Annotated in this window: 9 protein-coding genes; all 9 read left to right on the forward strand. The window is 67.5% G+C overall.

Going from position 1 to position 7576, the window contains the following annotated elements:
* Window positions 1-2 precede the first annotated feature (2 nt).
* The 9 genes from FRZ61_RS09225 to FRZ61_RS09265 all read left to right on the forward strand — a co-directional run bounded on the left by FRZ61_RS09225 (window position 3) and on the right by FRZ61_RS09265 (window position 7431).
* Window positions 3-1184 carry an isovaleryl-CoA dehydrogenase gene (locus FRZ61_RS09225; RefSeq protein ID WP_151116843.1) on the forward strand — a complete coding sequence of 394 codons (1182 nt, stop codon included), beginning with the start codon at window positions 3-5 and terminating at the stop codon, window positions 1182-1184.
* Between the two features lie 49 nt (window positions 1185-1233).
* The gene (locus FRZ61_RS09230; protein WP_151116845.1) at window positions 1234-1656 is read left to right on the forward strand and encodes a RidA family protein; all 423 of its coding nucleotides are present in this window, start codon (window positions 1234-1236) and stop codon (window positions 1654-1656) included.
* Window positions 1653-2249: a DUF1989 domain-containing protein gene (locus FRZ61_RS09235; protein ID WP_151116847.1), complete on the forward strand. Its 597-nt coding sequence runs from the start codon at window positions 1653-1655 to the stop codon at window positions 2247-2249. Before FRZ61_RS09230 ends, FRZ61_RS09235 begins: the two co-directional genes overlap by 4 nt.
* Window positions 2250-2261: 12 nt before the next feature.
* Window positions 2262-2933 carry an SDR family oxidoreductase gene (locus tag FRZ61_RS09240; RefSeq protein WP_151116849.1) on the forward strand — a complete coding sequence of 224 codons (672 nt, stop codon included), beginning with the start codon at window positions 2262-2264 and terminating at the stop codon, window positions 2931-2933.
* A 25-nt stretch (window positions 2934-2958) separates the two neighbouring features.
* On the forward strand, window positions 2959-3561 hold the full coding sequence (locus FRZ61_RS09245) for a 2-hydroxychromene-2-carboxylate isomerase (RefSeq protein WP_151116851.1): 603 nt from the start codon (window positions 2959-2961) through the stop codon (window positions 3559-3561).
* A gap of 145 nt (window positions 3562-3706) precedes the next feature.
* Window positions 3707-5266, forward strand: coding sequence for a carboxyl transferase domain-containing protein (locus FRZ61_RS09250; protein WP_456077637.1), 1560 nt, complete (start codon window positions 3707-3709; stop codon window positions 5264-5266).
* Between the two features lie 10 nt (window positions 5267-5276).
* Window positions 5277-6050: an enoyl-CoA hydratase-related protein gene (locus FRZ61_RS09255; protein WP_151116855.1), complete on the forward strand. Its 774-nt coding sequence runs from the start codon at window positions 5277-5279 to the stop codon at window positions 6048-6050.
* 26 nt (window positions 6051-6076) lie between these two features.
* Window positions 6077-6991, forward strand: a complete 915-nt coding sequence (locus FRZ61_RS09260) for a hydroxymethylglutaryl-CoA lyase (RefSeq protein ID WP_151116857.1) — start codon at window positions 6077-6079, stop codon at window positions 6989-6991.
* Between the two features lie 2 nt (window positions 6992-6993).
* Window positions 6994-7431, forward strand: a complete 438-nt coding sequence (locus FRZ61_RS09265; RefSeq protein ID WP_151116859.1) for a DUF1489 family protein — start codon at window positions 6994-6996, stop codon at window positions 7429-7431.
* Window positions 7432-7576: the final 145 nt, after the last annotated feature.

Raw genomic sequence — 7576 nt, forward strand, 5'->3', positions numbered from 1 at the left:
GCATGGCGACAACCGGCCACAATCGGCTGCAATCGCTGGATTTCGATCTGGGGGAGACGGCGGACATGCTGCGCGATCAGGTCGCGAGCTTCGCCGCCCGCGAGATCGCGCCCCGCGCGGCCGAGATCGACCGCAGCAACCAGTTCCCCCAGGACCTGTGGCGGAAGATGGGAGAGCTGGGCGTGCTCGGCATCACGGTCGAGCCGGAGTTCGGCGGCGCCGGCATGGGCTATCTCGAGCATGTCGTGGCCATGGAGGAGATCAGCCGCGGCTCGGCTTCGGTCGGGCTCTCCTACGGCGCGCATTCCAACCTCTGCGTCAACCAGATCCGCCGCAACGGCAGCGAGGCGCAAAAGCGGAAATACCTGCCCAAGCTGATCTCGGGGGAATATGTGGGGGCGCTCGCCATGAGCGAGCCCGGGGCGGGTTCCGACGTGGTCAGCATGAAGCTGCAGGCCAAGCGCGTCGCCGACGGCTATGTCCTCAACGGCACCAAGTTCTGGATCACGAACGGGCCCGACGCGGACGTGCTGGTGGTCTATGCGAAGACCGACCCCGATGCCGGCGCCCGGGGCATCAGCTGCTTCCTGGTCGAGAAGGGAACGAAGGGCTTCAGCACCTCGCCCAAGCTCGACAAGCTCGGCATGCGGGGCTCGAACACCGGCGAGCTGGTGTTCCAGGATTGCTTCGTGCCCGAGGCCAGCCGCATGGGCCTCGAGGGCGCCGGCGTCAAGGTGCTGATGAGCGGCCTCGACTACGAGCGCGCGGTGCTGGCGGCAGGCCCCCTCGGCATCATGCAGTCCTGCCTCGACGTGGTGATCCCCTATATCCACGAGCGCAGGCAGTTCGGCGAGCCGATCGGCAGCTTCCAGCTGATGCAGGGCAAGATCGCCGACATGTACACCATCGCCAACGCCGCACGCGCCTATGTCTATGCTGTGGCCAGGGCCTGCGACCGCGGCCATGGCTCGCGCAAGGACGCGGCGGGTGCCATCCTGTTCGCGGCCGAGAAGGCGACCTGGATGTCGCTCGAGGCGATTCAGGTCCTGGGCGGCAACGGCTATATCAACGACTATCCGACCGGCCGGCTGCTGCGCGACGCCAAGCTCTACGAGATCGGGGCGGGAACCTCGGAGATCCGGCGCTGGCTCATCGGCCGCGAGCTGTTCGAAGAGACGGCCTAGCGGGATTCTCCACCAAGGTTTTTTTCCAGAGCAGAAGCGAAGCGGGAGCATGAGCGTGGCGCGCCAACGGATTTCGTCGGGATCGAGCTTCGAGGAACTGGCGGGCTACAGCCGGGCCATCGTCGACGGCGACTGGGTGTTCGTGTCGGGAACCACCGGCTTCGACTACAAGGCCGGCACGATCTCGCCCGATGTGGTCGAGCAGACCCATCAATGCTTCCGCAACATCGAGTGGGCGCTGGGGCAGGCGAAGGCCGGGCTCAAGGACATGGTCCGGATCCAGATCCACCTGACCGACGCCGCCGATTTCAAGGCGATCGCACCGGTGGTCGGGCAATATTGCCGCGAGGCGCGGCCCGCCAACACGACCGTCGTCGCCCAGCTGATCGATCCGCGCATGAAGATCGAGATCGAGGTGACGGCGCGGCGCGACATGAGCGGCCCGCCGGATCGCCCGGGGAGGAACCGGTGAGCGGCCTGACCGCGGTCCCGGCCCGGCGCGGCAAGGCCGCGCGCATGAGGGCGGGGCAGACCATCAAGATCGTCAACACCCATGGGACCCAGGTGCTCGACACCTGGGCCTTCCGCAGCGACGACCTGCACGAGTTCATGTCGATGGAGCATACGCGGCCCCAGATCGGCAAGATCATCCCGGCCGTGGGCGACGCGCTGCGCAGCAACAAGCGCACGCCGATGCTGACCTGGCTGGAGGACAGCTCGCCCGGTATTCACGACACGCTGGTGGCGGCCTGCGACACCCATCGCTACCGCCATTTCGGCATCAAGGATTACCACGACAACTGCACCGACAATCTGCACGCGGCGATGCGGGAGCTGGGTCTGACGCCGCCCGAGGTGCCTTGTCCGCTCAACATGTGGATGAACATCCCCGTCGGTGCCGATCACAAGATCGCCTTCCTGCCGACCGTGGCCAAGCGTGGCGACCATGTCCTGCTGCGGGCGGAGATGGATCTGATCATGGCCTTTTCCGCCTGCCCGATGGATGTGACGCCGATCAACGGTCCCGGCGGCGACATCAGGGACTGCCATTTCCAGATCAGCTGAGGAGACCGGCTCATGCACACTGTCCTCGTCACCGGTGCCAACCGCGGCATTGGCCTCGAGTTCGTGCGCCAGTATGCCGAGGAGGGATGGAAGATCCATGCCTGCTGCCGCGACCCCAAAAATGCCGAGGCGCTGGCCGCGATCAAGGGCGATATCACCATCCATCGCCTCGACGTGACGGACGACAAGCAGATCGCCCATCTGGTCAAGGAACTGAAGGGCGACGCCATCGATATCGTGATCAACAATGCCGGGGTCGGCGGCGGCGACGATTCGACCGACCCCGAGGAATGGCTCAAGGTCTTCCAGATCAATTCCATCGCGCCCGTGCGGGTCGCGGAGGCCCTGCTGCCCAATCTCGAGATGGGCAGCGGCAAGATCGTCGCGAGCCTGACGAGCCGCATGGGGAGCATCGCCGACAATGGCAGCGGCGGCTCCTATGCCTACCGCTCCAGCAAGGCCGCCCTCAACGCGGCGATGAAGAGCCTCGCCATCGATTGGCATCGCCGCGGCATCATCGTCGTGGTGGCGCATCCGGGCTGGGTCAAGACCGACATGGGGGGCCCCTCGGCGCTGATCTCGCCCCAGCGCAGCGTGTCCGGCTTGCGGCAGAAGCTGTCGGCCCTGAAGCTTGCCGACAGCGGCGGCTTCTTCAACTATGACGGCTCGGTCCTGCCATGGTGACGGGCTGAAGGAAGAACAGGACAGAATGGCCGAGCCGATCGAGTTCTATTTCGACTTCTCCTCCCCCTACGGTTATCTCGCCTCCTGCCAGATCGACGATCTGGCCGCCCGCCACGGCCGGACGGTGCGTTGGCGCCCGTTCCTGCTGGGCGTGGCGTTCAAGGAGACGGGGCAGAAGCCGCTGGTGGAGCAGCCGCTGCGCGGTCCCTACCATCTGCATGATTTCGCGCGCTCGGCGCGCCGGCTCGGCCTGCCGTTCCGGCTTCCGACCCCGTTTCCCTTTGCCGCCATCGCCGCCAGCCGCGCCTTCTACTGGCTGGAGGCGCGCGACGCGGCCCTGGCGAACCGCTTCGCCAAGCGAATCTATCAGCGCATCTTCGGCGAGGGGCAGGTCCCGGCCGATGCCGCCGCCCTGGCGGAATTGGCGGCCCCCATGGGGATCGACGGCGCTGCCCTGGCGGCCGGGATCAACGATCCTGCGATCAAGGACCGCCTGCGCCAAGCCACCGACGAGGCGATCAAGCGCGGCGTCTTCGGCTCACCCTTCATCTATATCGACGGCGAGCCCTTCTGGGGTCATGATCGCCTCGGCCAGGTCGAGGAATGGCTGGCGCGCGGCGGCTGGTGAGCGCCGCGCCGGCCTTCTCCGTCATGGCTCGTCCGTCGGTCTCCACCGATCCCTAGCGATCCCGAGGTAAGCTCGTCCCTCCATGGCTGCCCTTCCGACTGCCGTCAATCCGAACACGCCCGAGTTCAAGGAGCGCGCCCAGCAGATGGCGGGCGAGGTGGCGAAGCTCAGGGCCCTGCAGGAGAAGATCGCCGAGGGCGGCGGGGCCGCGGCGCGCGAGCGCCATGTCGGCCGCGGCAAGCTCCTGCCGCGCGAGCGCATCCAGAAGCTGATCGATCCGGGCTCCCGCTTCCTCGAGCTCTCGCCGCTCGCGGCGCACGAGGTCTATGAGGAGAAGGTGCCGGCGGCCGGCATCCTCACCGGCATCGGCCGGGTTTCGGGCCGCGATTGCGTCATCGTCTGCAACGATGCGACGGTCAAGGGCGGCACCTATTACCCGCTGACGGTGAAGAAGCATCTGCGCGCCCAGGAGATCGCCGCGGAGAACCGGCTGCCCTGCGTCTACCTGGTCGATTCCGGCGGCGCCAACCTGCCGAACCAGGACGAGGTCTTTCCCGACCGCGATCATTTCGGCCGAATCTTCTACAACCAGGCCCGCCTGTCGGCCGCAGGCGTGCCGCAGATCGCCGTGGTGATGGGTTCCTGCACCGCCGGCGGCGCCTATGTGCCGGCCATGTCGGACGAGGCCGTGATCGTCAAGGGGCAGGGGACGATCTTCCTCGGCGGGCCGCCGCTGGTGAAGGCCGCGACCGGCGAGATCGTCGATGCCGAGGCGCTGGGCGGCGCCGACCTGCACAGCCGGACCTCGGGCGTGACCGATCATCTCGCCAAGGACGATGCCGATGCGCTGGGCATCGCGCGGCGGATTCTCGCCAACGCCGGCACGGCGGGCCTGCGCCAGGCAGGGGCGGGCGCCATCGCGCGCGAGACATCCCGGCCGCCGCTCTACGACCCCCAGGAGCTCTACGGCATCGTGCCGATGGACCTGCGGAAGGGCTACGAGGTGCGCGAGGTGATCGCGCGGCTGGTCGATGGCAGCGAGTTCCACGACTTCAAGCCGCTCTACGGACCGACGCTGGTCTGCGGCTTCGCGCATCTGGGCGGCATCCCCGTCGGAATCGTCGCCAACAAGGGCATCCTGTTCTCGGAATCGGCGCAGAAGGGTGCGCATTTCGTCGAGCTCTGCGCCCAGCGCCGCACACCGCTCCTGTTCCTGCAGAACATCACCGGCTTCATGGTCGGCCGCAAATACGAGGCGGGCGGCATCGCCAAGGACGGCGCCAAGATGGTGATGGCGGTCGCCTGTGCCCAGGTGCCGAAGCTCACCGTGATCATCGGCGGCAGTTTCGGCGCCGGCAATTACGCCATGAGCGGGCGCGCCTACAATCCGCGCTTCCTCTTCTCCTGGCCCAACGCGCGGATCTCGGTCATGGGCGGCGAGCAGGCGGCCTCGGTCCTGGCCCAGATCAAGCGCGACAATCTCGAGGCCAAGGGCCAGAGCTGGAGCGCCGAGGAGAACGAGGCTTTCAAGGCGCCGATCCGCGCCCAATATGAGGCGCAAGGCCATCCTTACTATGCCAGCGCGCGGCTCTGGGACGACGGCATCATCGATCCGGCCGGGACGCGCGAGGTGCTGATCCAGGCGCTCGAGGCGAGCCTGAACGCACCCATTCCCGAGACGCGCTTCGGCGTGTTCCGGCTCTGAGGTTCATGACATGTCGCGCGTGCTCAAGGAGCGAAACGGTCCGGTATTGCGGCTGGTGCTGAACCGGCCGGAGAAGCACAACGCCTTCGACGAAGTGCAGATCGATGAGTTGACCCGGGCGATCGACGAGGCCGAGAACGACCCCTCCGTCCGGCTGCTGGTGCTGACGGCCAACGGCAAGAGCTTCTCCGCCGGCGCCGATCTCGACTGGATGCGGCGCATGGCGGCCTTCTCGGAGGAGGAGAATCTCGCCGACGCCGGTCGCCTGGCTCTCCTGCTGCAGCGGCTCAATTTCATCCCCAAGCCGACGATCGCGGCGGTGCAGGGGGCTGCCGTCGGTGGCGGCGTGGGGCTGGTCTCGGCTTGCGACATCGCGGTCGGCACGGCGCAGGCGGTCTTTGGCCTGACCGAGGTCCGGATCGGGCTGATCCCGGCCACGATCGGTCCCTATGTGGTGCAGGCGATCGGCGAGCGGGCCGCGCGGCGCTATTTCCTGACGGGCGAGCGCTTCGATGCGGCCACCGCCCGCGAGCTGGGGCTGCTGCACGAGGTGGTCGAGGATCTCGAGGCCGCCGTGGCGCGCTACAGCGAGATGCTGCTGCAGGGCGGGCCGGAGGCGCAGGCTGCCACCAAGAAGCTCATCCGCCGGGTCGGCCGCGGCCCCATCAATGTCGCGATGATCGAGGATACGGCGGCGCGCATTGCCAAGGTGCGCAAGGGTGCCGAGGCGCGCGAGGGCATCGCCGCCTTCTTCGAGAAGCGCAAGCCGGGCTGGCAGAGCTGAGGGCGGGGGCAGGGAAGGACAGTCAGATGCGCTTGCCCAGATCGGTACGCATGATCGAGGTCGGCCCGCGCGACGGGCTTCAGAACGAGATGAAGCCGGTGCCGGCCGCGACCAAGATCCAGCTGATCGACAAGCTCTCGGCGAGCGGGCTCCGGGAGATCGAGGCGGGCGCCTTCGTCTCGCCCAAATGGGTGCCGCAGATGGCCGACAGCGCCGAGGTGCTGGCCGGCATCGAGCGCTGGCCGGATCGGCGCTATCCGGTGCTGGTGCCCAACCTCAAGGGCTATGAGGCGGCGGCGGCCGGAAAGGCCGACGAGATCGCGATCTTCGCCGCGGCGTCCGAAAGCTTTTCGCAGCGGAACATCAACTGCTCCATCGCCGAAAGCATCGAGCGCTTCCGGCCCGTGGCGGAGGCTGCCGGGCGCGATCATGTGCCGATGCGCGGCTATGTCTCCTGCGCGCTGGGCTGTCCCTATGAAGGCGCGATCGCGCCTGCGAAGGTGGCCGAGGTCTCGAAGGCGCTGCTCGATCTCGGCTGCTACGAGATCTCGCTGGGCGACACCATCGGCGTCGGCACGCCCGGCAAGGCGCAGGCGATGGTCGAGGCGGTGGCGGTGCAAGTGCCGCGCGAGCGGCTCGCGGTCCATTTCCACGATACCTATGGCCAGGCCCTGTCGAACATTCTCGCGACGCTGGAGCTCGGCATCGCCACCGTCGACAGCTCCGTCGCCGGGCTCGGCGGTTGCCCCTACGCGCCGGGCGCTTCGGGCAATGTGGCGAGCGAGGATGTGCTCTATATGCTGACGGGGCTCGACATCGAGACGGGCGTCGATCTGGATCTGCTGGCCGAAGCCGGCGCTTTCATCTGCCAGGCGCTGGGGCGTCAGCCGGCCTCGCGCGTGGCGCAGGCGCTCGCGGCGAAACGCGCGGCGAGGAATTGAGCATGACGTTGCATCTGCTCAAGCTCTGCGTCGGCGTCGATCGGATCGACGAGCTCGAGGACTGGATCGCGCAGAAAGTCCGCGCGGCGAAGAGCAAGGGGAAGGAGCCCAAGCTCGAGCATGTGACGCGCCAGATGCCGAAGCGGCGCGACGAGATCCTCGAAGGCGGCTCGCTCTACTGGGTGATCAAGGGCTTCATCCAGGTGCGCCAGCCGATCCTGGGTCTGGATCCGCGCCGCGGCAAGGACGGGATCGAGCGCTGCGCGATCCGCTTCGCACCGAAGCTGACCCCGGTCCAGCCGCGCCCGCACCGGGCCTTCCAAGGCTGGCGCTATCTCGAGGCCAAGGATGCGCCGCCCGACCTCGGAAAACGGCAGAAAGGCGAGCAGGAGCTGCCGCCGGCGCTGTTGCTGGAGCTGCGACAGCTTGGGATTCTCTGAGCCCCGCCATCGAGTTATCCCCGTTATTCTCAGGCTCTGCTGACGGCGGGGTCAAAAAGCCTCTGGACGGCATGAAAAGCCTCGCCTATATACGGGCCTCGGAACGGGTCGGCGGCTTGCTGCCGGCCCGTCCGTGTCTCCCGGC

Origin of the sequence: Hypericibacter adhaerens (genome assembly GCF_008728835.1) — a bacterium.
GTDB lineage: Bacteria > Pseudomonadota > Alphaproteobacteria > Dongiales > Dongiaceae > Hypericibacter > Hypericibacter adhaerens.